Below are 25,846 nucleotides of genomic sequence, written 5' to 3' on the forward strand. Positions count from 1 at the left end.
GCACGACGCTGGCGTTGCAGCATGATCGCCTCGGGCGCCTCCAACCCGCGCCAACCACGAGGCAGAATAAGTCGAGCGGGTTCAGATGTTCCATTCGGCGTGGGCAGCTTGACCATGCTACTCGTGGAACGCCGCCCGCCCCTCTTGAATGCCAAAATTCTCGTAATGCACGAGCGGATCAATGCCGGCGGCTCTGACATCGGAATAGGCAGCCAGGTACTTCGCGGTCGAAAACGCGGCACTCGGATCCCGACCCTCTCGCCAACCGAAGTTCTCATAGTGCAGCAACGGATCGATGCCGGCCGCCGCCACGTCCGGGTTGCTGCGCAAATAGAAGTTTGTGTCGAACAAGGCGTCCGGATTGCGCCCCTCTCTCCAGCCGCTGCTCGCGTAATGGGCTGAGGGATCGACGCCGGCGGCCCTTATGTCGGCGTATTGGGAGAAGTAATAAGTGTTGTCCACTAGCGGGTCCTGCGGCCCGACGCCATGGGGCGTGGCGACGAATGCCAGGCGTCCCTCCAACGCTCCATTGTGCAGGTAGTGCATCAGCGGGTCGATCTGCGCCGCTGCCACATCTGGGTTGGCCCGAAGATAGGCCCGCGTGCTGAACGACGCGCTGGGATCGCGCCCCTCTTTCCAACCGTCGGTTTCATAATGCACCAGTGGATCGATGCCGGCAGCCGCCACATCTGGGTTTTGATTGAGGTAGTATTTGATATCAAAGAACGCATCAGGGTTGCGTCCCTCTCTCCAGCCGAAACTGGTAAAGTGCGCTTCGGGATCGACGCCCGCGGCGGCAACGTCCGGATTGTGCTGAAGGTAATACGCCACATCGAAGTCAGGGTTTGCCGAGGGTGTGATGTAATCGGTGATACTGTAGCTGCCGCGCCCAATAAAGGAATTCGACGAAACCTCGAGCTTGTAGGTGCCGGAGATCGTGGGGGTGTAGCTATAGCTCCGGCCGACCACGGCGGACGTATACGACACAACCTGATCGAACGGATTGACCAGTTGAAGATAAGGATCAGCGAGAGTCGCGAATGTAATAGCGGCGTAGTAGGTCGTACCGGCAGCAAGTTGTAAAGCATAGGTATGCTCTTCGCCGGTATAGGTCAGGGTGTCGGTCAGCGTTTCACCCGAGACCAACGGTGTGTCGGATGTCTGTTCCGGCTTAGAGGCATTATCCGCCCGTAGCGAGTAGCCGCCAGCCGACGGCGAGGTGACTTCGATGTAGTAATCGGTTGAGTTTGCGACCCCAAGCCACTGCTGAGCCTGTCCATTAGCGCTGCTGTAGGCCATAATGTTACCGAATTGGTCACGAACATCGAATTTTGCGCCCAGCGAGCTGGTGCCGTCGAACGAGTTCGGCAGCAAGGTTACGACGTAGGTGAAGCCTACGTCAGTGTGCATGTGATACCAGTCGGTGTCGATGCCGCCAGCGCTGATCGTACCGTAGGCGTTCTCAGGCCCAAACGTCAGATAACCTGTGGTGGCCGTGTTGCTCGGCAGGTCGATTCCGAAACTCTTTTCGTCGAGACTCATGATAATCCCACCGGAGACTTGAATGCAGCCTTTTTATGTCGGAATAGATATATTTGTCAACAAACAATGAAAATCGCAGAGTCTATCGACTCACCCTGGAATGTTTCACCCCGTACACGCGCGCCATCGGCGAGGCGAATATCGGGTATTGACCGAGCGGCGGCCCGCATAGGCCGCCTGAGCGTCTGGACGGCTTTAGTCCGGCGTGCCTCGTGAGCAGGAATCTACCGCCGTCTGCCGGTGGCCGCACCCCGCCGCGGGAATGGCAAATGTTTGGAGCAAAGCCCGACCACGCGACCTACCTTTGACAATAGGCCTGCGAAGGCGCGGCCGGGGCCATCGCTGGTTTGCACCCACCGCTACACGTAATACTCCGCCAGCGGCGCAAAGCCGTTGAATCTGGTGCTGGCGTAAGTCGTCACATACGCACCGGCAGACAGCAGTTCCACTCGGTCTCCACACCGCAGCGCCAATGGCAGACGGTAGTTCGACCTCTCATACATGATGTCCGCGCCATCGCAGGTCGGTCCGGCGATCGCCACCGGGCCGGTCTTGCTGCCATCGTGTGCCGTGGTGATACGATACTTGATCGACTCGCCCTCGGTCTCCGCCAATCCGCCGAAACGCCCGATATCGAGGTAGACCCAGCGCACTGGGTCGTCCCGATCGCGGCGGCTGACCAGCACCACCTCAGCCTGCACCAGGCCGGCATCACCGACGATGAAGCGGCCGGGCTCGATCACCATCTCGGGCAGGTTGTTGCCGAAGTGCCGGGTCATCGCCGTCATTATGGCGTCACCGAAACGGTCGATCTGCGGCACATCGTCGCGGTAGCGGGTCGGGAAACCGCCGCCCAGATTAAGCATCCGCAGGTTGACGCCGGCCTCGGTCAGGTCGGTGAACAGCATCGCGACCTTGCCGATGGCGGCCTCGTAGGCGTGGGTGGTGACCTGCTGACTGCCGACGTGAAACGACAGGCCGTACGGGTCCAGCCCAAGCTCGCCCGCCTGCTGCATCAGTTCGCGTGCGTTCTCGATCGTCGTACCGAATTTGCGCGACAACGGCCAATCCGCGCCCTCGTTCTCGACCAGGATGCGGCAATAGACCCGAGAGCCGGGGGCATGACGAGCAAGCTTCTCCAACTCCTCGCGGGAGTCGAAGGCGAACATCATGACGCCAGCTTGGTGCGCCCGTCGGATCGCCGACACCTTCTTGATGGTGTTGCCGAAACTGATCTTCTCGGGCGCGGCGCCGGCGTCTAGGCAAAACACCACCTCCTCGATGCTTGCGGCGTCGAAGTAGCTGGAAAGCCCAGCCAGTCGCTCCAGCACCTGCGGCGCCGGGTTTGCCTTGACAGCGTAGTAGATGCGGGCCAGCGGCAGCGCATCACGCAAAGCGCGGAAATTATCTTCCACGCGATCCACATCGAGCACCATGCACGGCGTCGCCGGCTGCTGCTGCGTAAGGAATCGGGCGATTTTCGGAGTCATCGCGCCGGGCCTCCCTCGGTTGGACGCTCACCTATCCAGGCGATGAGCGTAGTTGACGAAACGGTCGAACGAACCAGCGACCAAACGATTGCCAGAACGCTTGACGTCGTTGCGTAACCACAGAGGGCCAGAGGCACGTGCGTTGCTGCGTGAGCGCCATCTAAGACCCCCTCCCCCCCCTTGCAATAGGAAATTCGTGTGCGGGGTCAAAAAACCCCCGGAGCCGCGCCACATGCTTGATGACACTGTGTTAACCGAGGACGACGTGGCACCCGATATGACGCCTCGACACGCCGCCCCGGCGTGGAGCGGCCTGCTCGGCCGAACCCTAAGAGAAAGCACGTCGGATCGGGTGTCGCTCGCCGCCGCGGGTTGTGCATTCTATGCCACCTTGGCGTTGTTCCCGGCGATCAGCATGCTGATCTCGGTGGCCGGCATGATCCTGGATCCGGTAACCGCCGAAAAGCAGCTAGCGGTGGTTTCAGGCCTGCTGCCGTCACCCGCCTTCTCGCTGATCGAAGATCGCGTACACCAGCTCGTCAACCAGAGCAGCGGCGCGCTCAGCCTGCATCTGGCGGTCAGCTTCCTGTTGACGTTCTGGAGCAGTGCCAGCGGCAGCAAGTCTGTGCTGTCAGCGGTCAACGTGGCTTATGACGTAACCGAGCAGCGGCCGTTCCTGCGATTTCAGGCGATCGGGCTGGCAATGACACTGGTCTCGGTGCTGTGCGCGATCCTGGCGATCAGTGTGCTGTTGCTGCTGCCGCCGGCGATCGATTTACTTGGGTTGTCGAGCCATGGCGGCGGGCTGATCCATTTCGCCGGCATGGCGATGCTGATCGGCTTCTTCTTCGTCGCCATCATGCTGCTGTATCGCTTCGGTCCATCGCGACCCAAGCCGCCGCACCCCCGCATCATTCCGGGCGCCGTGCTGGCCACCATGCTGTGGCTGATCGCGTCGGAATTGTTGTCGTTCTATGTCTCGCGGATAGCCTCATTCGGCGCCACCTATGGCTCGCTCGGGGCTGCTGTCGGGATCATGCTCTGGTTCTATATCTCCGCCTACGCCGTACTGCTCGGCGCGGAACTCAACGCCCGCCTGGAAGAGGTCCAGGACGGCTGGTGACCGGTACGGTAGATGGCGGCAGCACTATCGAGTTTCTGATTGAAGCAGACGCATCACAACAGCCGGATAGGCCTCATGCTTGGGCCTGCGCCTTAGCGGCCGCATCTTGTTGACACTGATATCACATCGGCAACCGGGGTGTTTTTCGTTGATCGCTCCGAGCGCCAGGTGATATCGACGTTGCGCGACGCACAAGAGAGCATCCATGACCGATCTCCATTGGTTGCCGACCATTGCCGACTGGCGTCAACGTCTGCGCGCTTTGCCCGCCGATCCAGCGACCGCTTGGGAAAACGCCGTTGCACTCGCCAATGCGCGACTGAACTTCGTGCTGACCAATTCGCTGGATGAAACCATCCGCCGCGTGTTGCCCGCGGGGCCCGAGACTCTGGCCACCAAGAAGGTACGCCTCGCCGTGCTGGGGTCCTCCACCCTGACTCACTTGCTGCCTGCGATCCGGGTCGCCGGCCTGCGACGCCGGATCTGGGTCGACACCTACGAGAACGACTACGGGCAATATCTGCAGGAACTATCGGACACCGACTCGGCGCTGCACGCATTCAAGCCCACAGCGGTACTGGTCGCGCTCGACGCCTATCACCTGACCGCCGGCGTGACGGCGGCGATGGACGCCGCTACCGCCGACGCCGCGCTAACCGAGATGCAGGACCACCTGCGCGAGATCTGGCGGTTAGCCCGCGAAGCGTTCCGCTGCCCGATCATCCAGCAGGCCGCACTGCCGGTTCACTTACCCTTGCTTGGAAATAATGAACACCGATTGCCCGGATCACGTGCCTGGCTGCTGACCCGCCTGAACGCGGCGATCCGCGACATGGCCGAGGCCGAGGGCATCGACGTGCTGGCGGTCGACGACCGAGCTTGCCGCGACGGTATCGGCAAGTGGCATGATGCGGCGCTGTGGCATCGCTCAAAGCAGGAAGTTTCACCGACCGCCAGCCCGCTTTACGGCGATCTGGTCGGCCGCTGGATGGCCGCCAAACAGGGCCGGTCGTTCAAGTGCCTGGTGCTGGACCTCGACAATACGGTTTGGGGCGGCGTCATCGGCGATGACGGCCTGGAAGGCATCGTGCTGGGTCAGGGCAGCCCGCTGGGCGAGGCCTATACCGCGTTCCAGGACTATGTCCGCGAGCTCAGCCGCCGCGGCGTGATCCTGGCGGTGTGTTCGAAGAACGACGAAGCCAACGCGCTGGAGCCGTTCGACAAGCACCCCGACATGGTGCTGAAGCGCGCCGACATAGCCAGCTTCGTCGCCAACTGGTCGAACAAGGCCGACAACATCCGCGCCATCGCCCACGAACTGAACATCGGCCTCGATGCGCTGTGTTTCGTCGACGACAATCCTTTCGAACGCAACCTGGTGCGCCAGGAACTGCCGATGGTCGCGGTGCCGGAGGTGTCGGACGATCCGGCCGGCTATCCGCTAGCGCTGTCGGACGCCGGCTATTTCGAGGGCCTGTCGGTCACTGACGAGGATCGCGATAGAACGTCGCAATACCAAGGCAACAAGGCTCGCGACGCACTGAAAGCCGCGGTGACCGACCTGCCGTCGTATCTGCGCGGGCTCGAGATGCAACTGATCTGGAAGCGCTTCGACAAGCTCGGCTTGCAGCGGATCGTGCAGCTCATCAACAAGTCGAATCAGTTCAACCTCACCACAAGGCGCTACGCCGACGAGGACATCATCGCGGTGATGGCCGATCCGAAGGCCTTCGGTCTGCAGCTTCGGTTGACCGACCGGTTCGGCGACAACGGCATCATCGCCATCATCATCGGGCGGATGCAGGCGAACCAGGATCTTTATATCGATACCTGGCTGATGAGCTGCCGCGTGCTCGGACGTCAGGTCGAGCCGACGACGCTGAACCTGATCGCCCGGCAAGCGGCCAGCCTGGGGGCTAGGCGGCTGGTCGGCGAATACATACCGACCAAGAAGAACGCCATGGTCAAGGAGCACTATGCCCGGCTGGGCTTTAGCGTTATGCAAACCGACGACGCCGGCGGCAACCGCAACATCCTGGATCTTGCCGCCTTCACGCCGGCCGAAACCTTCATTCATGTGGTCGAGGGCTGATCTGATGGCGACGGAAGCCGAAATCTATGGCGATCTGACCGAGATCTTCCACGACGTGTTCATGCGCGACGACATCAAGCTGTCGCCGGACCTTACCGCCAAGGGCGTGCAGGGCTGGGACAGCTTCAAGCAGATCGAGATCATAATGGCCTGCGAGGAGAAGTGGGGCATCAAGTTCAACACCCGTGAACTCGACGCCCTGCGCTGCGTCGGCGATCTGGCGACGATGGTGCAGAAAAAGACCGCCTAGATCGCTTCTTAGCCCGGAAGCAACAGCGAATTCGCTTCAGGTTCTAGAGCCCGGGGCCAGCATCTCGGGCGGCAACCATACCCGTTGCACGCGCCATGCGCCGTTCTGCAGATCCATTTCAAGCTTGATCGGATCCGTTTGGCCGCGCGCCTTTAAACTGACCAGGAACGTGGTTGGGCTATCGAAGAATGCCCAATTGACATGGACATCGGCGCCCTTCGGGGCCGGCGCCGGCTGGTTCGCCGGCACGGTGGTGGTGGCGGCGGCCAACAGCGCCTGCGGAGTGACAGATTTATCGATCGAGTTCGATGCAATGCCGCGAACAAACGATGCTCCGAACGGCGGCAAGCTCGCCGTGGTCGTGGACGCCGGCGCTTCCGTTCCAAGATCGCAGACGTCTTCCTTGATTCCCTCCCGCACCGCGGGCCAGTCAACAAGAGATTCCAACGTGGAGGCATCAGCGCTCTGGATGGCCGACCCAAGCCGATAGAGCGTCACATAGGGATAGGCGACATAGGCGACACCGACACTCAACACAGTCGCAAGCAGTGGCCACCTGGCACGCATTCGGATGCTCCGTGTTTTTGTCGCCCCGTTCCATTCGACGTGTAGCAGCTAAACGCCGAAGGGTGGAGTGCTTTCCTTGAGCAAACGGCACATTGAACCACAACCGGTTGATAAAACGTTAACTCTGTCGTGAGCGCCGCATATCAACGCAACCGCCGAATCGGCAAGCGAATGCCCAACAACGCGAACCGAGCGCCAAGCGACGCCGAAGAAGGGACACCATCGACCCTGACCTCGATTCCGCGCTAACACCCGACCATGAACCCTTCCGATCTCTACGCCCGTCTGCGCGAGACCGTCCTGGCCGCCCTGCGCGAAATAGTCCCCGACCTTCCCGCGGAGATCGCCGCGCGCGTCGAGATCACTCCCACCCGCGACCAGGCGCATGGCGACATGGCCACCAATGCCGCCATGGTGGCCGCCAAGGCCGCCCGCCAGCCGCCCGCGAAAATCGCCGCCGCCCTGGTCAAGCATCTGACCGCGGCGCCCGATATCGCCTCGGCCGAGGCGGCCGGCCCCGGCTTCGTCAACCTCCGCCTGCGCCCCGACGCGTTTCGGGCCATTCTCCCCGCCATTCTGCGTGATGGTGAATCCTGGGGCGACGCCACCATCGGCGCGGGAACCCGCATCAATGTCGAATATGTCTCCGCTAACCCGACCGGTCCGATGCATATCGGTCATTGCCGAGGCGCCGTGGTCGGCGACGCGCTAGCCAATTTGCTCATCAAAGCCGGCTACGGCGTCACCAAGGAATATTACATAAACGACGCCGGCGCCCAGGTCACCGCGCTCGCCTGGGCGGCCTACTGGCGCTACCTCCAGGCCATCGGCTCGCCGATCACCGAGCAGATGTTCGCCAGCGAAGTCCCCGGCGGCCTGCAATATAAAGGTGAATACCTCGCCGACGTCGGCAGAGCCCTTGGAGAGCGATATCAAGCCTCGCTGGCTACGCCCGATCTCGGCATCGCTCCGCCCGAACTCTGGCTCAACGCAGTCAAGGACCTCACCATCGCCGCCATGATGACCGAGATCCGCGAAGACCTCCGCCGCCTTGGCGTGCAACAGGACGCTTTCACCAGTGAACGCGCCCTGGTCGCCTCCGGGGCCGCCGACGCGGTGATCGACAAGCTGCGCGCCGACGGGCTGATTTACCAGGGCGTGCTGGAACCGCCGAAGGGCAAGGCGCCGGAGGACTGGGAACCGCGCCCGCAAACCTTGTTCCAGGCCACCCGATTCGGCGACGACGTCGATCGGCCGCTGCGCAAATCCGACGGCTCCAACACCTACTTCGCGAATGATATCGGCTATCACGCCGACAAGGTCGCGCGCGGCTACGACGTGCTGATCGACGTCCTCGGCGCTGACCACGGCGGATATGTCTCTCGGATCAAGGCCGCGGTTCGCGCCATCTCGGCCGACGCCGTCAAACTGGAGGCCGTGCTCTGCCAGATCGTCCACATCGTCAAAGCTGGCCAGCCAGTCCGCATGTCCAAGCGTGCCGGCAGCTACGTCACCCTGCGCGACCTGCTGGACGAAGTCGGCAAGGACGCCGTCCGTTTCACCATGCTGACGCGCAAGGCCGATGCGCAGATGGAGTTCGACCTCGACCAGGTACTGGCCACCACCCGCGAAAACCCGGTGTTCTACGTCCAATATGCCCACGCCCGCTGCCGCTCGGTTTTGCGCGCCGCGACCGGAATGTTCCCGGGCCACGGTCTGGCCGATTCTGACCTCGCCGAAACAGCCCTGAATACCCTGACCGGAGAGCCCGAACTGGCCCTGATGCGTCGCCTGGCACTTTGGCCGCGCACCGTGGAAAGTGCGGCTATTGCAAGAGAACCGCATAGGATAGCGTTTTTTCTCTATGACTTGGCAGCCGACTTTCATATGTTATGGAACCGAGGCAAGGACGACGCCACACTTCGATTCCTGCGGCCCGATCAACCGGCGGAGACCCGTGCGCGGCTCGCCCTGGTTGCGGCAACGGCGATCGTGATCCGTTCCGGCCTCGCGGTGATGGGCGTCACGCCCGTCGAGGAAATGCGCTGACCGCCGGCTGACTTCCGCCGGCCAAGGCCAAGCGGGAAAGAGCTGTCACGTGTCGGACGATCTGAGCATCCCCAACCCGAGTTACCGCGGAACCCAGGCGCGCCGCTACGGCACCGGTCAAAGCCGAACCGGCCGACGGCTTGACCCGGATACTCGCCGCCTTGCGCTGTTCGCCAGTGGCCTCGGCGTCGTGTTGGTGGCGCTGATCGCCGGCTCCACCCTGATCGGTCGCCGCGGCACCGAGGTCCCGGTTATCACCGCCGACACCCGGCCGATCCGCGTCAAACCGGACAACCCTGGCGGAATGAAGATCGACGGCGCCGAGAACGACGTGTTCTCCGCCGGGTCCGACCTCGCCGATGCCAAGCTGGCCCCGCCGCCGGAGAATCCGGACGCCAAGGCGCTGCGCCCCGCGTCGGCGCCCCCTGTCGCCGTCGAACCGCCCGCGCCGCCGCCCGCGCCTTCGGCTGTGACCACGCCGCTGCCCGCTCCGCCGGCGCCCGTGGCCATCAACCCGCCGCTGCCCACGGCCATCGCCCCACCGCCCTCGGGCAAGCCAGCCCAGGTCACCAGCGTGCTCGCCAGGCCCGCTCCGCAGTTGGCCCCGAAACCGCAAGTTGCCGCGGCCGAAACCCATCCCTCCGCGCCCGGACATCAGATCGAGGTCCAACTTGCCGCACTCACCTCGGAGGAAGCGGCGCGCGACGAATGGCAATTGCTGTCCAAGCGCCTGCCGGACCTGCTCAACGGCCGGCAGCCCGATTATTCTCGCACCGAGCGGGATGGGCACACGTTCTGGCGCATTCGCACATCAGGCTTCGCCGACATGGCTCAAGCCCGCACCTTCTGCGACCACATACGAGCCAAGGGTGGCGGCTGTTCAGTGGCGGATTTCTAGAGCAGGATCCAACCCTGGCGTGGCGATTCGGGAGTCAGCCATGCTGGGAATCAAAAGCCGGCCGCCATGAGCTCTCCACCAATCCGCGCCGCCATCGTCAGCCTCGCCGGACTCGCGCTTTCGGCGGAAGAAGCCGCGCTGTTCCGGGCCTTCCCCCCCGCCGGCGTAATCCTGTTCTCCCGCAACATCCAAGACCCGGAGCAACTGACGGAGCTGACAGCTTCGCTGCGCGGCGTGCTGTCGGCTGACGCCGACCTCATGGTCGATCAGGAAGGAGGACGGGTTGCCCGCCTCAAGCCACCGCACTGGGACCCCCACCCGCCCGCTGCGTCGCTCGGCCAGCGATTCGCCACCGACCCGGCAGCAGCCATCCGGGCCGCCTGGTTGACCGGTGCGCTGATCGGTTGGCAGTGCCGGACGGCCGGATTCACTATATCCGCCACGCCGGTGCTGGATATCTCGGTTCCCGGCGCGCACGACGTGATCGGTGACCGCGCCTTCGCCCGCCATCCGGTCGCCGTGGCCCGGCTGGGCCGGGCGGTCGCCAATGGGCTGCTCGCGGCCGGCGTCGTGCCGGTCGGCAAGCACGCCCCTGGTCATGGCCGGGCGCGCGTCGATAGCCACCTGTCGCTGCCGAAGCTGACCGACACCGACCTCGCCGCCGATATCCGGCCTTTCGCACTGAACGCCGACCTGCCATGGATGATGACAGCTCATATCGTGTATGAGGCCTTCGATCCCCATCTTCCGGCAACCCTGTCGGCCAAGGTGATCGAGAGCGTCATCCGCGGCCGCATCGGCTTCGAAGGAGTCCTGGTGACCGACGACCTGGCGATGCAAGCGCTTTCCGGCGCCCCAGCCGACCTGGCGGTCCAGGCGCTGACCGCCGGCTGTGACATCGCGCTGTACTGCAGCAGCAATTTTTCCGCCACCGAGGCAGTGCTGCGAGCCGTCCCCCCGCTGACTTCACGCGCCCAGCAGCGGCTGCGCGCCGCCAGGGCCGCCGCCGCCCGCCGCCGCCAGACGCTTCAGCCGGCGCCGCTGGCCGCCGAGCGGGAATGGCTGCTGGCGTGAACCACTTCCTGTTCAATCTCGCACTGGCCGTTATCCCGGTGGTCCTGGCGATCACCCTGCACGAGGCCGCGCACGGCTATGCCGCCTTGGCGTTGGGCGACACCACCGCTCGTGATGCCGGCCGGCTGTCGCTGAATCCGATCCGCCATATCGACAAGGTCGGCACCATAATCCTGCCGGGCTTTCTGCTGATCAGCCAGCTGCTGGTGCCCCCGCACCGGATCTTCTTCATGTTCGGCTGGGCCAAGCCGGTGCCGATCGGAGCCTGGAAGTTCCCCAACCCGCGGCGCGGCATGGCGCTGGTGGCGAGCGCCGGGCCGCTGATGAACTTCTTTCTCGCCTGGCTCGCCGCCCTGGTGATTCCAGTGGCCGATACCGACAGCGCCACCCTGGCGGTGCTTCAGCAATTCCTGCTCTATTTCATACTGTCAAACATCGTGCTCGGCCTGTTCAATCTGCTGCCGATCCCCCCGCTGGATGGCGGCCGCATCGCCGTCGGCCTGCTGCCGGAGAGCCTGGCGCGAATCTGGGCGCGGCTGGAGAAAGCCGGCATCGTGATTGTCCTGCTGGTGGTGTTCATCCTGCCCCGCATCATCGGGGTCGATCCGGTCGGACAGGCGCTCGACCACGTGCTGCCGTGGGCGTTCCACACCCTGTTCTGGCTCGCGGGGCGAAACGTCGGTGGGATGGATGGAAACATCATCTGACATCGCCGAACCTAGCCCGGCTTCGGACAACCTCGTGCTCCGGCTTGAAGGGTTCGAGGGACCGATGGACCTGTTGCTCGACCTGGCGCGGTCGCAGAAGCTGGATCTGGCGAAAATCTCCATCCTGTCGCTGGTCGATCAATATCTGGCGGTGATCGAGGGCGCCAGGCGCGTCCGGCTGGAACTGGCCGCCGACTGGCTGGTGATGGCTGCCTGGCTGACCTGGCTGAAATCCCGCCTGCTGATCCCCGCCGCCGACGGCGATGACCTCGAAAACGGCGAGTTGGCGGCCGAGGCACTGGCCGAGCGGTTGCGAGAGATGAACGTCGTCCGCAGCCTTGCGTCCTGGCTGGCCGCGCGGCCGGTGCTGGGCCAGGACGTGTTCGCCCGCGGCGCGGCAGAGACCCACTTCGAATACGATCGCTCGCGTATCGTGCTGGAACCCGGCCCGTTCGTGCGCGCCTACCTGCAGGCGATCCGGCGCGGAACCAGGACGTCGCCATACACGCCACGCGCGCTGACACTGTGGACTGTGCAGGATGCGCTGCGGCGGCTCGCCGATCTGCTCGGCAGCCTGCCGGACTGGAGCACGCTGGAGCAGTTCTTGCCTGAGCACGGAGACAGCCCGACGGAACGCCGCGCCGCCCTGTCCAGCACCCTGCTGGCGAGCCTGGAGATGGCACGCGGGGGGGCCGTCAGGCTCCGGCAAGAGCAAGCGTTCGGACCAATCCTGGTGCGGCGCGGCAGTGCTGATGTAGATATGGGCGCATGAGTGACGATCCCGAATTGCGGACCGCCGATCCCGCCGACGCGCAACCGTTGCCGGAAGCGGCGGCCAATCCGGCGGACCGGAATACGTTGCCCGAACAACGTGAAGCCGGGCATCAGAGGCTCGAACGACCGCTTGCCGAACCGCAAGCGAGCGAAGCAGGGCCGCCAGCTTCTCCGCGAGAGCCCGACGAGGACGCACTGCGTCTCGCCGAGGCTCTGGTGTTCGCCAGCGCCGAACCGGTCACGCCGCGCGGTCTCGCCAGGGTGCTGGCGGATGATATCGACGCCGACGCCGTGCTGGCGGCCCTGCGGGCGCGCTATGCTGGGCGCGGCGTTGAATTGGTCGAAGCCGGCAACGGCGTGATGTTCCGATCCGCCCCCGACCTCGCGCCCCGCCTGCGCAAGGTGATCGATTCGCCGCGCCGGCTACCTCGGGTGGCGATGGAGACGCTGGCGATCGTTGCCTACCACCAGCCGATGACCCGCCCCGAGATCGAGCACATCCGCGGCACGGCGTTGTCGCAGCAAACCTTGGACTCGCTGCTGGAGCTGAACCTGATCGCGCCGAAAGGCCGGCGGGAGACCCCTGGGCGGCCTACCTTGTGGGGCACGACCCCCGAATTCCTGGCGCATTTCGGCCTGAACGATCTGCGCCAACTGCCGCGGCGCGAGGACCTGCTGCTCGACATCGCGCCGCCAAAGTCCGCGCCCGAGATGTTGCCGGCCGATCTGCAGCCGCCACCGCAAGCGCGGACCGAATAGGCGCCGCGGCAGGATTGCATCGAGCGGAACGTTCAAGGCGCGCAGCGAGGCCCGCGCGTTGACGCTAGTGTATACAAATGTCAAATCACCTGTCCGCATGGCTGGGTCATCATAGTTGCATAACAATCAGTCAGAATGGCTGGTTTATCGCTCCCGCATCAGAGTATGCTTGGCATTGTTAGGGAAGAGCGTCCTTCGCCTCCTGTCCGGCATGGCCCGGCAGCTCCGAAGGAACGTAGATAATGAACCTGTCCAGCAACATTTCGATCAGCTCCGAACGCCAGCGAAAATTCGCCGGCGATAGCGGCACGTCGATTTTCACCGCTACGCTGCGGTTGCGGCGTCTTGCCGCCTACCTGGCGGATCGGCGCGAACGTCGTAGGGCGGCGGACGCATTGCATCGCTTCAGCGACCGCGAGCTTTGGGATGTCGGGCTCAGCCGCGGAGATATCTTGTCGATCGGGCGGGGGAGTTTCCGTAACGATTGATAGCAACGTGGCGGATCGACGTTCTGGTACTGAAATAATTCCGATTTCACATCATACTTCGATAGGCCTATTCCATCGGGACGATACCCGCCGATTGGACAACTGTTGATGTCGCCAACCATGAGCCATCGTTAGCGGCGCTCTGGTCATAAAGCTTGGCCGAAAGTGCCGTAACGACCGAGCGGAGCGCCTAGACCATGAGCGGGCCAATCTAGCCCGGTCATGGTCTAGCGTTGCGAAGGCCGAACCATCAGTTGAGAATGTCCGGCGCGGAGGCGGTCCTTGCCGGCCTGCTGTTCGGCCTGAACCGCGCCGTCATAGTCGCCGTCCGTGATCCGCGCCTGCGCCTCCAACTCGGCCCAGCGTGCGGCGTCGCGATCCGCGGCAGCCGCGCCCAAGTCGGCGCTTCTCGGGCCGGCCGCGCCGGGCACCGCCGGTTCGGCGCTCGCCGGTATCGCCAGCAACATCAGGACCCCGATGGCGGTGGATAAACGCATCGGCTTTGCCATCCCCAACTACGGATCGATGCGAGCGCTTGCTGATCCCGAAACGACCTCCTTGCCGTCCTGGTTCGTGGTCGACAGCGCCAGATCGACGTAATGCTGGCCGCCTTCCTGGCGCATCGCCACCACAGTGGCCTTCGATTCCAACGTATCACCCGGCCAGACCTGATTGGTGAACCGCACACCAAAGTTGGTCAGCGTGCCGTCGCCGACATAGTTGGTCAGCATCTTCCCGGTCAGCCCCATGGTCAGCATCCCGTGCGCAAACACCGTCGGATAGCCGGCGATCTTGGTCGTGTAGACCTCGTCCGAGTGCAGTGGATTATAGTCGCCCGACGCACCGGCATATTGCACGATCTGGGTGCGGGACAGGTTCTCCACCACGCGCTCGCTGTGGCTGTCGCCGACCTTCAGGGCGGCTGCTTTCAGTGCCATGATCTTGTCTCCTCAGCCCTGATCCACGGGACGTTCGGTGGTCACGCCGACGCCGCGCGCTGTGACCACCAGTTCGCCTTTCTGGTCGCGGTATTCGGTGATCCGTTCGCGGAAGGTCAGCTTGCCGGCGCGCTTGCTCTCCTTTTCCCAGGTCTTGCCGGGCTTGGTCTCCACGCTCAGCACGTCGCCGGGGCGGACGTGACGATGAAATTCGAAGTGCTGTTCCGCATGCAGCCCACCTGACGAGGTAGGCTTGCCGTCGATCCCGGTCGGCTCCTTGGCGGATCCGAACCATTTTTCACCCGGCTTCGGGCGCAAGTGATAGTCGGGGTCGAACTGAGCGACCGCCTGCGCGAAGCTTGGGGGCGCGATGATGCCCCCCGCCTCGGTGTCTTTCGCCGCCGCCGCGTCGTGGTAAACAGGATTGCTGTCGCCAACCGCACGCGCGAACATCATGATGTGGCTCGCTTCCACGGGGAAAGTGATTTTGGCCAAGGGTTCCCTCCGATTGCTTCGATCCGGACAGGTTAGCAGGCTTCGCAAAAGAAGAAACAGCCGGTGAGGCGACCGCTGCGGCGCCCCGCGATGCGAGCCGTCCTGGATGCCGCCGCGATCCCGACCTTTAGCGGCCCACGACAGATGGCGGCGTCAGCCGAGACCATCAGCTTCCTGCGCGCGCCCGGCCGGCTGCCACCCGGCCGACGGGTTTACGCGATCGGCGACATCCACGGCTGCCTTGACCAACTGGCTGCGCTGCACCGCTTGATCGCGGCGGATTTCGCGGCCCGCTCGACCAACTCCGCGGTGCTGGTTCATCTCGGCGACTACATCGATCAAGGCCCTGAAAGCGCCGGCGTCGTCGCCTTGCTGTCCGCCGGAACGCCGGTCCCGGGGATCACGGTGATCAACCTGCTGGGCGACCACGAGCGGATGCTGCTCGATGCGCTGGATGGCGACCGGGCGGCGGCGACCGACTGGCTGTGGGCCGGCGGCAAGCAGGCGTTGCCAAGCTGGGGTCTTGATCCCGACCTGCCGCGCGACCAGTGGGAAGCCGCGCTGCCGCCGGCACATCTGGCCTGGCTGCGCGGCTTGGCTCTGACTCATCACGAAGGGGACTATCTGTTCGTCCACGCCGGCATCCGCCCGGGTGTTCCACTGGTGCGGCAGTCGCGCGAGGACCTGACCACAATGCGGCAGCCGTTCCTTTCCACCGAGCAGGATTTCGGCATGGTGATCGTGCATGGACATTCGTCCGGCCCGTCGGTGCCAATCGCCGCCAACCGCATTGGCCTCGATACCGGTGCCGGCATCGGCGGCAAGCTGACCTGCGCGGTGCTGCAGGACGACGTTGTGGGCCTGTTGGCGGTTTGAGATGGACGATACAATCTACAGCCGACTGGGACCTGCGCGGACACCGCGTCATGTGGAACCGGCAATGACCGTGCCGGAGCTGAATTTTGAGATCGCCGCGGCCGCCTTGCGGCGATCCCGCTTGCTGGCGTTGAGGCTGACCGGCTCGATAACCCAGCGGGCCGGGTTGGTCAGTTGCCTGGACCTTCCCGCGGGCGGGATAATCCACGGTGACTGCATCTGTTTGGCGCTTGAGCCACCGGCAAGCAACTGATGGCCGAAGCGGATCACATGCGCCGAGCGATCGAGCTCTCGCTGGAGATGATGCGTACGGGGCGCGGCGGGCCGTTCGGCGCCGTCGTGGTCAAGGATGACAAGATCATCGCCGAGGGGTTCAATCAGGTGACCTTCAGCAATGATCCGACCGCGCATGCCGAGGTGGTGGCGGTTCGCCGTGCCTGCCAGGCACTGGCAACGTTCGATCTGACTGGCTGCGAGATCTACACCAGTTGCGAGCCCTGCCCCATGTGCCTCGGCGCGATCTACTGGGCACGGTTGGCGCGGATCTACTATGCAAATGATCGCTCCGACGCCGCGAAGATCGGCTTCCGCGACGATTTCCTGTATCGCGAGATCAGGCTCCCGCTGCGCCAGCGATCGATCCCGACAGCGCGGCTGTTGCGGGCCGAGGGCCGCGCGGCGTTCGAAGAGTGGGATCGCAAGCCAGACAAGATCCCGTATTGAAGCCGAACTTTGGAAACCCGGGCGCCAGCGCGTCATTACGCCAAGCCGGTGGTGGCGGCCAGAAACGGCCTCTGCCAGCGCGATGACAGGCTTCAGCATCGCCGCGGCCGACGCTAAACCGTCGCGACGCAATCAAGTGCGCCTCGTGGTCCTCCGCCTTCGTCCGTGTTAAGCCCTGCTGGCACATATGCAGCCAAGCCGTCAAAGCTGAGACTCGGCGCTTCGCTCTTGGACCTTCGCCATGACCCCGACCCAGCTCCAGACAATCAAGGCCGCAGAGATATACCGGGGTGGCATCGAAACCCGGCACGTCGACGCCGTCCAGGTGGCCGCTTGACGCCGCTGCGGATGGCACAGGCGGCGATCGCCGCCGACCGCGCCCACGCCGATCCGGCGATCTGGATAGCCCGCCGGTCCGACCAGGCCATTCTGGCGGACGCCGCCGCTTTGGAAGCCGAGGGACCGCGCGACAGTCCCCTGTGGGGCGTGCCGTTCGCGGTGAAGGACAATATCGACATAGCCGGAATGCCGACCACCGCGGCCTGTCCAGATTTCTCTTACCTTCCGGCAACGGACGCCCAAGCCGTGCGTCGCCTGCTGAATGCCGGGGCGCTGTTACTGGGCAAGACCAATCTCGATCAGTTCGCGACCGGTCTGGTCGGTACCCGCAGCCCGTATGGGGTTCCACGCAATGTGTTCGATGCTAAGCGAGTCCCCGGAGGTTCGTCGTCGGGATCGGCGTGCGCCGTGGCGGCTGGCATTGCCCGCTTTGCATTGGGCACCGATACCGCTGGATCGGGGCGCATTCCCGCGGCCTTCGGCAACATCGTCGGCCTGAAACCAACCGTCGGCAGCGTTTCCGCTCGCGGGATGGTGCCAGCATGCCGCTCGCTCGATACCATTTCGATATTTGGCCGCTCGGCTGACCAGGCGCTGGAGGTGCTGCGGGTGATTGCCGGGTTCGATGTCGAAGATCCTTACTCTCGCCAGGCACCGGCGCCGCATCTTCGCCGCGGCGGCGGCATCGGGCGCGTTGCGATGGCGGACGTCGCCGGATTGTGCGAAGCGGACGTGGCGGTTGCGTTCCAACAAGCCGGACAATTCCTGCACGCCGTTCCGGTCGGCGTCGGTCTGTTCCTGAAAGTCGCTGATCTACTCTACGAAGGTCCCTGGGTCGCCGAACGCAGTTCGGCATTGCGTTCGGTGATCGGCCGAAGCCCGGACATGCTATATCCATCAACTCGAACGATCCTCGAACTCGGGCTTCAACGTCTGGCGGTCGATGCATTCGACGCGTTCCATCTGCTCAGGCAGGCGCGGCGCCAAGCTGACTTATTATTTGCCCAATACGATGCGCTGCTGTTGCCCGCCGCGCCGTTTTGTCCGTTACTGGCCGAGGTAGCCGCCGATCCGCTTGGACCCAACCGGCGCCTCGGCGCGTTCACCAATTTTGCCAATCTCTGCGACATGGCCGGCTTCGCCGTGCCGATCGGTTTCGCACCCGACGGTTGCCCGATCGGCGGCGTATTGCTTGGACCGGCGTGGTCAGAGGGCCGGCTCGCCCCAGTAGCCGACGCGCTGCATCGGCAGTTTAGCACGACAGTCGGCGCCACCGGCCAGTCGCTGCCGGCTGCCGAGCAACCCGATCCCCTGGCGACGGATGAAACAGCGCTGTTCTGCATCGGCGCGCACATGGCCGGGCTACCATTGAACCACCAGATCACCTCGCTCGGCGGGCGGTTGCTGCAACAGGCGACCACCCAGCCTGTCTATCGGTTGTTCGTGCTCGACGATCGGCCCGGCTTGGTGCGGGCGGCCGATGGCGGCGTGGTCGCCGGTGAAGTCTGGGCGCTGCCGACCGCTTCCATCGGGAGATTGCTGTCGCTCATACCTCCGCCGCTTGGTTTTGGCAGCGTGATACTCGATGATGGCCAGTGCCTGGGCTTTCTGGCCGAATCCGCCGGGATCGGGGACGCGCCCGACATCACCCACCTGGGCGGCTGGCGGAATTGGCTGCGCAGCAAACCCAAGGATTGAAAATGGAAGAAGCCGCCTTGGATGCCTTGATCGATGCCGGCACGACGATCCTCGGGATAAAAATGGAACCGGAATGGCGCGCGGCCGTGCGTACGCATCTGGCGATCTCGCTGGACCATGCGGCCGCGGTGCTGGAAGCGCCGCTGCCCGACAATCTGGATCCAGCGCCGGTGTTTCGTGCATGAACCCGTTCCGCTCCGCCGCTGAAACCGCCGCGGCCGTCGGCGCGGGCCACGTCACCGCCAGCGTGGTGCTGGCCGAGTGCCTCGACCGGATCGACCGGTTGAACCCTGTGCTGAATGCGTTTACCGCGGTCACCGCGGATCGCGCTCGCGCCCGGGCGGCGGCGATCGATGCGCCGGGAGCGAAGCCGGGTCCGCTTGCCGGCGTGCCATTCGCCGTCAAGAACCTGATCGATGTCGCCGGCCTGCCGACATTGGCCGGATCGAAGATCAACCGCGATCATCCGCCGGCGACCGCCGATGCCCCGTTGATCACCCGGCTTGAGTCCGCCGGCGCGATCCTTGTCGGTGCGCTGAACATGGGCGAATACGCCTATGACTTCACCGGCGAGAACGCCCATCACGGACCGTCGCGCAATCCGCACGATACCACGCGCATGACCGGTGGATCGTCAGGCGGATCGGGCGGCGCTGTCGGCGGCGGTCTGGTGCCGCTGACATTGGGCTCCGATACCAACGGTTCGATCCGCGTGCCCGCCTCGTTCTGCGGCTTGTTCGGGCTCAAGCCAACCTACGGACGGCTGACCCGGGCAGGCAGTTTCGCATTCGTTTCGAGTCTAGATCATCTAGGGCCGCTGGCGCGCAGTGTGACCGATCTGGCGATCGCCTATGACGCCATGCAGGGTCACGATCCAACCGACCCGGTCTGCACCGATCGCCCGGCCGACCCGGCGGCGGGGTCAATCCATCAGGGCATTGGCGGCTTTCGTATCGCCGTGGCCGGCGGCTACTTCCAGGCCGGTGCGTCAACAGAGGCCCTGGCTGCGCTGAATGCCGCCGCCGCGGCGCTGGATGCCTCGGATATTGTAACGATTCCCGACGCGCGTCGAGCCCGAAGCGCGGCCTACATCATCAGCACGACGGAAGGCGCGGGATTGCACCTGACGCGCCTGCGCACCCGGCCGCAGGACTTCGACGCCGATGTGCGCTACCGCTTGATCGCCGGCGCCCTGGTGCCCGCCGCGGCTGTGGTGCAGGCGCAGAAATTCCGCCGCTGGTATCGCGACCAGGTGCTGACGTTGTTTCAGCACGTCGATGCCATCCTGGCGCCGGCCACTCCGACCGTGGCGCCGCTGATCGGCCAGAAAAGCATCGTGCTCGATGGCCAGGAAATGCCGTTGCGGCCAAATATCGGTATCTATACCCAGCCAATATCGTTCATCGGCCTTCCGGTCGTCGCCGTGCCGATCCCCACCGCTTCCGGCTTGCCGATCGGCGTACAGATCATTACCGCACCATGGCGCGAGGACGTGGCGCTCCGCATCGCCCGGGGGTTGGAGGCCCGCGGCGTCGCACGAGCGCCAACATCAAAGCTGGAGGCCTGACCCGTGGACATCAACATCCCCGATGTCAAAGCCGAGGTAGAAGCGGCGTTCGCGGGCTACGAGAAGGCGCTGATGGCCAACGATGTCGATGGCTTGCAAGCGCTGTTCTGGAACAGCGCTCACACCATCCGCTATGGCATTGGCGAAAATCTCCATGGCTATGACGAGATCGGCGCGTTTCGCGCGGCGCGCTCACCGATCGGGCTGGCACGGACCACGTCGCGCACCGTCATTACAACCTTTGGGCGCGATTTCGCCACCGCATCGACCTTGTTCCAGCGGCCAGCTCTTCCCGGCAAGGTCGGGCGGCAAATGCAGACTTGGGCACGGATGCCGGATGGCTGGCGGGTGGTCGCCGCTCATGTCAGCGTGATCGACTTGCCGTGACGGTGTCGCCGCCGCCGATCCGCGACTTGCTGGCGATCCTGACCCAGGACGCGAATCATGGTCAGCGTGCACGCTCGACCCCGGGGCTGGACATCGCCGGCCGTGTTCGGCGACACAATGCGACGGCGAAAGCGCTGCACGCAGTATAGGGGACGCCCGTCATGGCTGATTACGATCTGGTGGTCACCGGCGGCACGGTGGTCACCCCGGCGGAGATGTTCCAGGCTGATGTCGGCGTGGTCGGGGAAAAGGTCGCGGCGATCGGGCTGGGATTGCGCGGCGAACGCACACTCGATGCGCGCGGGTTGCTGGTCATGCCGGGCGGTGTCGACTCGCATTGCCATATCGAGCAGCTACAGCCAGGCGGTGGGGCCGACGAGGAGAATTTTGTCAGCGGCAGCACCTCGGCGCTGGCCGGCGGCACCACGAGCGTGATCACCTTCTCAACTCAGTTCAAAGGCCACGACATCCTGCAGCCGCTGGCCGAATATCGCCGCCGGGCGGCCAAGGCGATGGTGGATTACAGCTTCCACCAGATCATCACCGACCCGACGGATGACGTGATCTTCAACCAGGTGCCGCAGGTGGTCGCGTCCGGCGTGCGCAGCCTGAAGGTGTTTCTGACCTACGATCCGCTGCATCTGGACGACCGCCAGTTCATCCGCGTCTTGGCCGCGGCGCGCCGTACCGGCGCCTTGGTCACCGTGCATTGCGAGAACTATGAGGCGATCCGTTGGCGCACCGCGGCGCTGCTCGCGGATCGGCGCACCAGCCCGAAATATCATGCCTGGTCGCGACCCAGCGTGGTGGAACGCGAGGCAACCCACCGAGCGATCGCATTGGCCGAGATGGTCGACCAGCCGATCCAGATCTTCCACGTCTCCTGCCCGGAAGTGGCCGAGGAAATCGCTCGGGCCAAGGCGCGCGGGCTAAAGGTCTGGGGCGAGACCTGCCCACAATATTTTGTTCTTTCAGAAAACGATATGGATCGCCCAGGATTCGAGGGCGCGAAATTCATGTGCAGCCCCGCGCCACGCGACGCAGCGACAAGCGCAGGGCTGTGGCGGATGATCCGCGATGGCGTGCTGGATGTGGTTTCATCCGATCATAGCGGTTGGAGTTATGACACGCCCGTGGGCAAGCGGGCGAAAGGCGCCGATGCCGCGTTCAACGAGATCCCGAACGGAGTGCCGGGACTGGGCTCGCGGCTGCCGATCCTGTTCAGCGAGGGGGTTTCCAAGGCACGCATCAATGCCTGCGAATTTGTACGGCTGACCGCGACCAACCCGGCGCGCCTATTCGGGCTGTATCCTCGCAAAGGCACTATCGCACCGGGATCAGACGCCGATCTCGTGTTATGGGATCCAAACCGGAGCGTCACAATCACCAACCGTCTGCTGCAGCACATCATCGACTACACGCCGTACGAAGGACTGGAGGTCGTCGGTTGGCCGACCTGCACCATCCGCCGCGGCGAAGTGGTGATGCAAGACGGTATCGTGCAGGCCGAAGCCGGCAGCGGCCGGTTTTTGCCGCGCGCTCCGTATGACCTGATCAAACCGACCGGCAACCTGCCATTCGGCTTCGACGCCAGCGCCTTCCTGGTCTGACCCGAGAAGCCATCATGACCCTGATCGACATCACCGCCGGCCCGTTCAACTTCAAGGCTCGATTCGAGGACCAGAGTGCAGCGAAGACCTGCGCTAAGTTCCGCTCTCTGCTGCCCTATCGCGAGCGGATCATCCATGTACGGTGGAGCGGTGAAGGTTGCTGGATTCCGCTGGGCGAGCTTGATCTCGGCTTGGGGTTCGAGAACCACACCAGCTACCCGGCGCCGGGACAGTTTCTGTTGTATCCAGGCGGGATTTCCGAAACCGAGATCCTGCTCGCCTATGGCGGTGTACAGTTTGCCAGCAAAATGGGGCAACTGGCCGGCAATCATTTCCTTACCGTTGTCGAGGGAAACGAAAATCTGGCTGCGCTGGGTAAAATGGTATTGTGGCAGGGCGCTCAGGCGATCGAGTTCAAGATCCCCTGAGGATTGGCGGGGCTAGAGGTCCACCGAGACGTCGCAGATATGGGCGCCGAAACCGGGGCCGGCTCTAGCGGCCTTCGAGCTTGTTCAGCAAAGTGCCGGCCTGCGGATCCCCAAGCGCGAGGGCTTTACGATACCATTCGAAGGCGCGCGCGGGGTCGGACGGTTGACCGGGCGACGCATAGCTTGGGTCGTAGGTTTTCGCCAAGGCGGTGGCCGCCGGAGCGCTGCCCGCGTCCGCGGCGCGTTGATACAATAATCTGGCGGCAGCGGCGTCGCCCAGGGCAACCGCCTCGTCACCGCGCTTCATCAATGCAGCCATCAACGCGGGCGGCAGGGTTTCGACTGGCTTTTCGGCCGGTGGTGGCGGAGTGTTGGCGACAGTCGGGTGCGGCTGGGCTCGTGGTGCGGAGACGGCGGCCGATGGCCGTTCGACTGGGCCCCTAAGTCCCGTGTAGAGAAAAACTGATAGACCCAACACCAATAGTCCGATAGCGGCATACTGCGCGCCGCGCGCCGTAGTGGCGGAGAACTCGATCGGTTTGCGCTGGGGCCGCGGCGGCGCGGTCGGCCCGGTTACCGAAGCAACGGTCTTGGCCGTGATCATCGAATCGCCCCGGGCGAAGCCTGCCATCAGCACCGCCTCCATCAGTCGGCCGATGGCGACGGGCACGCCGCCGGATCGCGCGATCAACAGCTTCATCGCGTCAGCGTTGATCAGCCGCCGGGTCGTGCCACCAGAAATCCAGAGCGATCGCTCAATGTATTGCTGCACTTCGAACGGCGCGAGCCGCGGCAGGCGAAGCGTGTTTCGTGCCAGGGCGGCAAGCTCTGCGAGGTCTGGCCGCTCCGAAGCTGCCGTTACATCGCCCGAACTGGCCACTACGAGCGCTGGACTGCTCGATTGACCTGGCACACGTTGCGCTAACGATATAAGCAAATGAACGCAATCTTTTGGCATCAAGTCGACATCGTCCAGCAACAAAGCTTTACGCGGCGGTGCCAGAAACTGCGTGATCGCATCCTCGCTGGATGTCCCCTCGGCGCCGGGACGGCCTTGCAGTGCCGAAACCAATTGCATCAGGCTGATACGCCCGTTTGGCGGTCGCGATACGACGACGGTTCGCAGATCCGTTTGTTTGGCGACCGAGGCCGCGGCGGCGCGCAGCGTTTCGGTCTTGCCGATGCCTTCCTGCCCTTGCAGCACGAGCAGACCGCTGCCGCTGGCGACGTGATCTATCAGCGCTTCGATGACGCGCCGATGGGAATTGAACAGGATATAGGTCGCGCTGTCGGGCGCCCCGCCAAACGGAGGCTTCGCCAGCCCGTAAAGGTCGAGATAATTCGTCGGCGCACCGGATCCGGCCGCGGCGGGCGCCCGTTCCGCCACCATGGTGGTTTTCATCAAGTTCGGTGAGCGGCGCATGTCGCGTTCTACGAATATGACAGGGGACGGATCATAATGCGTGTCGCGGCGAGTCGCCAGCAGTTACTCACCGAACTGTGAGTCCGGTCAGTCTGGAGCTGAGAGGCCGAACGATTGACAGGACCGGCTGCTTGTGTTGCCGGTAGAGTAACAACACAAGCAGCCGGTTCAATGGCCGTTATTACTGCTCCCATTCATTTTCAACCAGACCCGGCGTAGCCGCCGCATCACCCAGTATCGTTCCCGTCTCTCCGGCATCATCAGCAGCCTCACCAGTTCCCGGTGCTGCCAAGGAACGTCGTGATACTCGGTGTTCATAAGGTGATTGGCCGGATCTTCACGCCAGGTATCGGGGAAGAACACTACGATGTCCTTGTTCGTGCATGGCGGGCGTTCGCGCACCGGCCTGGCGGCGAGAACGGCCACCATGGCCTCGGCAAGATCGCGTCCGGCGCCCAAGCGCAACGCACAAATCGGAGTGTTGCGAGGGTTCATTTCGATCAGATAGGCCGCACCAGTCGCGGCTTCGATCATGAAGTCAAAACCGATCATCCCGGACAGCCCGAGTGCCCGGACTACCCTTTTGGCCGCGTCGATCATTTCAGTGTTGTGGATGATACGCGCGACCGTCGACGGACCTGTCGCCGAAGACGTCGCCACCGACTCGGCACACACCGCTGCCAGCACCTGACCCTGCCAACAGGCAACCCCGATATTGGCCGGCCAGCCATCGACATAGCTCTGCGCCGACATCGCAGGACGTTCCCGCCGCAGCCATGACCGGATCCCGAAGTGATTGCCTTCCAACAGCGACTCGCGCACCGCCAGCCTGCCACTGGACCGCCGCGTCATCTGCCTAAAGGCGTCCTTGGCCGCCGATCCGTCCGAGATGATCCGCACCCCGAAGCCGGCCCAACTGCCGTCAGCCTTCAGCACGAACGGCGCCGCGTATCCCGCCGTCCAACGGTCGAGGTCCCCGATCGTATGCAACGGCATTGACGTCGGCACCCGCACGCCGTGCCGTTCCGCAACGGCAAGTAGCGCGGCGCGCGAGGTAATGGTGGCGAAATTCTCGCCCGGCGCGGTGGACCTTTCGATCAACCGCTTCACCGACGGATGCCGGGTGTCGCGCCAGATCGCGTGCAGGTCACGCACCGTGCGTTCGTCGCAGGGGATCACGATATCCGGCCGCAGGCGCAACAACGCTCGTTCCAGGCTGAACCGCGGCGCCATCGCGCGATAAATCAGTCGATCGGACACCAGGGACAGCGTCTTGGCTGGGTGATTGCTCGGCCCGATCAGGCTGACCTGCGCCCCAGCGTCATGCAGTTCGATCGCCAGACGCGCGGTGGAGGGCAACTGGCCCGTCGTCGCCAAAAGGATATGCGGCGCACCGGTCAGTTTGCCATCGGACGCGGCGTGATCCGCGACCGGCGCAATAACTCCCGGCGCAAACCCGCGAGCGGTGAAGTCGGCGGTAAAATGCGCTGGAAGATCTCGCATGTCTCCGCCATCATTTACAAGTGAGTTACTGGACAAGGCGAGATCC

At 64.1% G+C, this 25,846-nt stretch carries 27 protein-coding genes; 18 read left to right on the top strand and 9 right to left on the bottom strand.

Features of this window, described 5'->3' with window-relative positions; all coding sequences use genetic code 11:
* Positions 1-117: 117 nt before the first annotated feature.
* Together ACQY4T_RS03450 and ACQY4T_RS03455 are read right to left on the bottom strand one after the other, a co-directional pair.
* Positions 118-1,542, bottom strand: a complete 1,425-nt coding sequence (locus ACQY4T_RS03450; protein WP_428537703.1) for a hypothetical protein — start codon at positions 1,540-1,542, stop codon at positions 118-120.
* A gap of 359 nt (positions 1,543-1,901) precedes the next feature.
* Positions 1,902-3,032, bottom strand: coding sequence for a type III PLP-dependent enzyme (locus ACQY4T_RS03455; RefSeq protein WP_428537706.1), 1,131 nt, complete (start codon positions 3,030-3,032; stop codon positions 1,902-1,904).
* Between the two features lie 232 nt (positions 3,033-3,264).
* Here ACQY4T_RS03455 and ACQY4T_RS03460 point away from each other — a divergent pair, with 232 nt between their 5' ends.
* From ACQY4T_RS03460 to ACQY4T_RS03470, 3 genes are all read left to right on the top strand, one after another.
* Entirely contained in the window at positions 3,265-4,155 is an 891-nt protein-coding gene (locus ACQY4T_RS03460; RefSeq protein WP_428537709.1) for a YihY/virulence factor BrkB family protein, read from the top strand.
* 205 nt (positions 4,156-4,360) lie between these two features.
* The gene (locus ACQY4T_RS03465) at positions 4,361-6,247 is read left to right on the top strand and encodes an HAD-IIIC family phosphatase (protein WP_428537712.1); all 1,887 of its coding nucleotides are present in this window, start codon (positions 4,361-4,363) and stop codon (positions 6,245-6,247) included.
* Positions 6,248-6,251: 4 nt separating this feature from the next.
* Positions 6,252-6,497: an acyl carrier protein gene (locus ACQY4T_RS03470; RefSeq protein WP_428537715.1), complete on the top strand. Its 246-nt coding sequence runs from the start codon at positions 6,252-6,254 to the stop codon at positions 6,495-6,497.
* A 36-nt stretch (positions 6,498-6,533) separates the two neighbouring features.
* On the opposite strand, the gene ACQY4T_RS03475 is transcribed toward ACQY4T_RS03470, so the two are convergent.
* Entirely contained in the window at positions 6,534-7,031 is a 498-nt protein-coding gene (locus ACQY4T_RS03475) for a DUF2939 domain-containing protein (protein WP_428537718.1), read from the bottom strand.
* A gap of 291 nt (positions 7,032-7,322) precedes the next feature.
* Here ACQY4T_RS03475 and argS point away from each other — a divergent pair, with 291 nt between their 5' ends.
* The 7 genes from argS (at position 7,323) to ACQY4T_RS03510 (ending at position 13,813) form a co-directional block, all read left to right on the top strand.
* Entirely contained in the window at positions 7,323-9,113 is a 1,791-nt protein-coding gene (gene argS / locus ACQY4T_RS03480; protein WP_428537721.1) for an arginine--tRNA ligase, read from the top strand.
* Positions 9,114-9,162: 49 nt separating this feature from the next.
* Positions 9,163-10,011: an SPOR domain-containing protein gene (locus ACQY4T_RS03485; protein ID WP_428537724.1), complete on the top strand. Its 849-nt coding sequence runs from the start codon at positions 9,163-9,165 to the stop codon at positions 10,009-10,011.
* A gap of 66 nt (positions 10,012-10,077) precedes the next feature.
* Entirely contained in the window at positions 10,078-11,085 is a 1,008-nt protein-coding gene (nagZ, locus tag ACQY4T_RS03490) for a beta-N-acetylhexosaminidase (RefSeq protein ID WP_428537727.1), read from the top strand.
* Positions 11,070-11,792 (top strand): site-2 protease family protein, encoded by a 723-nt coding sequence (locus ACQY4T_RS03495; RefSeq protein WP_428537730.1) that lies wholly within the window; start codon positions 11,070-11,072, stop codon positions 11,790-11,792. Before nagZ ends, ACQY4T_RS03495 begins: the two co-directional genes overlap by 16 nt.
* A complete protein-coding gene (locus ACQY4T_RS03500; RefSeq protein WP_428537733.1) occupies positions 11,776-12,564 on the top strand; it encodes a segregation and condensation protein A in 789 nt (262 codons plus the stop codon). Before ACQY4T_RS03495 ends, ACQY4T_RS03500 begins: the two co-directional genes overlap by 17 nt.
* Positions 12,561-13,325: an SMC-Scp complex subunit ScpB gene (gene scpB, locus ACQY4T_RS03505; RefSeq protein ID WP_428537736.1), complete on the top strand. Its 765-nt coding sequence runs from the start codon at positions 12,561-12,563 to the stop codon at positions 13,323-13,325. Before ACQY4T_RS03500 ends, scpB begins: the two co-directional genes overlap by 4 nt.
* A gap of 242 nt (positions 13,326-13,567) precedes the next feature.
* Positions 13,568-13,813: a DUF1127 domain-containing protein gene (locus tag ACQY4T_RS03510; protein WP_428537739.1), complete on the top strand. Its 246-nt coding sequence runs from the start codon at positions 13,568-13,570 to the stop codon at positions 13,811-13,813.
* 227 nt (positions 13,814-14,040) lie between these two features.
* Here ACQY4T_RS03510 and ACQY4T_RS03515 read toward each other — a convergent pair whose 3' ends face one another.
* From ACQY4T_RS03515 to ACQY4T_RS03525, 3 genes are read right to left on the bottom strand one after another with little or no spacing between them, the layout of a single operon-like run.
* Positions 14,041-14,310 (bottom strand): hypothetical protein, encoded by a 270-nt coding sequence (locus ACQY4T_RS03515; protein WP_428537742.1) that lies wholly within the window; start codon positions 14,308-14,310, stop codon positions 14,041-14,043.
* A gap of 18 nt (positions 14,311-14,328) precedes the next feature.
* Positions 14,329-14,751: a MaoC/PaaZ C-terminal domain-containing protein gene (locus tag ACQY4T_RS03520; protein WP_428537745.1), complete on the bottom strand. Its 423-nt coding sequence runs from the start codon at positions 14,749-14,751 to the stop codon at positions 14,329-14,331.
* A 12-nt stretch (positions 14,752-14,763) separates the two neighbouring features.
* The gene (locus ACQY4T_RS03525; RefSeq protein ID WP_428537748.1) at positions 14,764-15,294 is read right to left on the bottom strand and encodes an FAS1-like dehydratase domain-containing protein; all 531 of its coding nucleotides are present in this window, start codon (positions 15,292-15,294) and stop codon (positions 14,764-14,766) included.
* A gap of 15 nt (positions 15,295-15,309) precedes the next feature.
* Between ACQY4T_RS03525 and ACQY4T_RS03530 the strand changes: the two genes are divergently transcribed.
* Positions 15,310-16,122 (top strand): metallophosphoesterase, encoded by an 813-nt coding sequence (locus ACQY4T_RS03530; RefSeq protein ID WP_428537751.1) that lies wholly within the window; start codon positions 15,310-15,312, stop codon positions 16,120-16,122.
* A 48-nt stretch (positions 16,123-16,170) separates the two neighbouring features.
* On the opposite strand, the gene ACQY4T_RS03535 is transcribed toward ACQY4T_RS03530, so the two are convergent.
* Complete coding sequence (locus ACQY4T_RS03535) at positions 16,171-16,392, bottom strand: hypothetical protein (protein WP_428537754.1); 222 nt, start codon at positions 16,390-16,392, stop codon at positions 16,171-16,173.
* Between ACQY4T_RS03535 and ACQY4T_RS03540 the strand changes: the two genes are divergently transcribed.
* From ACQY4T_RS03540 to ACQY4T_RS03570, 7 genes are all read left to right on the top strand, one after another.
* Positions 16,375-16,845, top strand: a complete 471-nt coding sequence (locus tag ACQY4T_RS03540) for a nucleoside deaminase (protein ID WP_428537757.1) — start codon at positions 16,375-16,377, stop codon at positions 16,843-16,845. The two genes, ACQY4T_RS03535 and ACQY4T_RS03540, sit on opposite strands and share 18 nt — an antisense overlap.
* A gap of 333 nt (positions 16,846-17,178) precedes the next feature.
* Complete coding sequence (atzF, locus tag ACQY4T_RS03545) at positions 17,179-18,882, top strand: allophanate hydrolase (protein ID WP_428537760.1); 1,704 nt, start codon at positions 17,179-17,181, stop codon at positions 18,880-18,882.
* A 2-nt stretch (positions 18,883-18,884) separates the two neighbouring features.
* Complete coding sequence (locus ACQY4T_RS03550) at positions 18,885-19,067, top strand: DUF4089 domain-containing protein (RefSeq protein ID WP_428537763.1); 183 nt, start codon at positions 18,885-18,887, stop codon at positions 19,065-19,067.
* A complete protein-coding gene (locus ACQY4T_RS03555) occupies positions 19,064-20,449 on the top strand; it encodes an AtzE family amidohydrolase (protein WP_428537766.1) in 1,386 nt (461 codons plus the stop codon). The genes ACQY4T_RS03550 and ACQY4T_RS03555 overlap by 4 nt, the downstream gene beginning before the upstream one ends.
* Before the next feature lie 3 nt (positions 20,450-20,452).
* A complete protein-coding gene (gene hpxZ / locus ACQY4T_RS03560; protein WP_428537769.1) occupies positions 20,453-20,836 on the top strand; it encodes an oxalurate catabolism protein HpxZ in 384 nt (127 codons plus the stop codon).
* Between the two features lie 161 nt (positions 20,837-20,997).
* The gene (gene hydA, locus ACQY4T_RS03565) at positions 20,998-22,446 is read left to right on the top strand and encodes a dihydropyrimidinase (RefSeq protein ID WP_428537772.1); all 1,449 of its coding nucleotides are present in this window, start codon (positions 20,998-21,000) and stop codon (positions 22,444-22,446) included.
* Positions 22,447-22,460: 14 nt separating this feature from the next.
* Positions 22,461-22,874: a DUF3830 family protein gene (locus tag ACQY4T_RS03570; protein WP_428537775.1), complete on the top strand. Its 414-nt coding sequence runs from the start codon at positions 22,461-22,463 to the stop codon at positions 22,872-22,874.
* A 64-nt stretch (positions 22,875-22,938) separates the two neighbouring features.
* On the opposite strand, the gene ACQY4T_RS03575 is transcribed toward ACQY4T_RS03570, so the two are convergent.
* Entirely contained in the window at positions 22,939-24,276 is a 1,338-nt protein-coding gene (locus ACQY4T_RS03575) for an AAA family ATPase (RefSeq protein ID WP_428537778.1), read from the bottom strand.
* 189 nt (positions 24,277-24,465) lie between these two features.
* Positions 24,466-25,800 (bottom strand): ATP-grasp domain-containing protein, encoded by a 1,335-nt coding sequence (locus ACQY4T_RS03580; protein ID WP_428537781.1) that lies wholly within the window; start codon positions 25,798-25,800, stop codon positions 24,466-24,468.
* Positions 25,801-25,846: the final 46 nt, after the last annotated feature.

Source organism: Rhodopila sp., assembly GCF_965277825.1.
In the GTDB taxonomy this organism is placed as follows: Bacteria; Pseudomonadota; Alphaproteobacteria; order Acetobacterales; family Acetobacteraceae; genus Rhodopila.